Genomic DNA, 1,067 nt, shown 5'->3' with positions numbered 1-1,067 from the left:
CCTGTTGACAAATGAAAGTTCCTTGTAGGTAAAAGAAAACACCTCCGTGTTATACTTGTAGTTCACCACAAACACAAGGTAGGAAGACCCGGAGATGCATACACATTATACACCAAAAGGAAAACATTTGACAATCGAAAACCGCAGACAAATTGAACGGTGGAAAGGCGAAGGGAAATCCAATCGGGAAATCGCTCGCTTATTGGGAAAGGCTCCGCAGACCATTCACAATGAAGTGATACGAGGGACGACCCTACAACAAGTCCGAAAAGGTCGCTTCAAAAAACTCTATTCCGCTGATTATGCCCAAAATCTGTATGAGAAAAATCGGAAAAAGTCCGTTAGAAAACTGAGCTTAACAAAGGAACTCGCTGATAAAATTCGGCACTACAATATGGAAAAATTCTCGCCTGAAATGATGGTTAGAACCAAGGACATCAATGTGGGGATTTCAACCATCTACTACTGGATTCACAAGGGGCATCTCGGCTTGACCAAGAAGGATATGCTTTATCCTAGAAAAGGGAGGACTACCAAAAAACAGGCGAGTCCAAACTTTAAGCCTGCTGGAAAGTCAATTGAAGAGCGGCCAGAGGTGATCAATCTTCGACTGGAGCTTGGACACTATGAAATTGACACGGTTCTATTGACGAGAGCGAGAAACAAATGCCTTTTGGTCTTGACGGACAGGAGAAGTCGCCACCAAATCATTCGATTGATTCCAAATAAATCGGCTGAGGCTGTGAATCAGGCATTGAAAATCGTCTTGAAGGAGTTCCAAATCAAATCCATTACTACAGATAATGGAACCGAGTTTAGTCGCTTGTCAGAAGTGTTTCTGGAGGAATATATCTACTACGCTCACCCTTATTCCTCTTGGGAGAGAGGCACGAACGAGAATCACAATAGGCTTATCCGACGGTGGTTGCCGAAAGGAACCACAAAAACGACCCCGAAAGAAATCGCTTTTATCGAAAATTGGATCAATAACTATCCCAAAAAATGTTTGGGCTACAAGTCACCGAGAGAATTTCTTATAGGTGGCTAACTCGGAATTGAAATTTGCC

1 protein-coding gene is annotated in these 1,067 nt (G+C 42.9%); it reads left to right on the top strand.

Features of this window, described 5'->3' with window-relative positions; translation table 11 throughout:
• The first annotated feature begins 94 nt into the window (after nt 1–94).
• Nucleotides 95–1,048, top strand: a complete 954-nt coding sequence (locus ACVC7T_RS10900) for an IS30 family transposase (RefSeq protein WP_447262947.1) — start codon at nt 95–97, stop codon at nt 1,046–1,048.
• Nucleotides 1,049–1,067 lie beyond the last annotated feature (19 nt).

The sequence above is a fragment of the Streptococcus sp. P25B114 genome (assembly GCF_053010325.1).
The sequence above is the reverse complement of the archived record's forward strand: the minus strand, read 5'-3'. Positions and strand labels throughout refer to the sequence as shown.

Bases quoted from the DNA above. Each gene is read 5' to 3' on its own strand.
- ACVC7T_RS10900 (WP_447262947.1), top strand. From the start codon at position 95: ATGCATACACATTATACACCAAAAGGAAAACATTTGACAATCGAAAAC.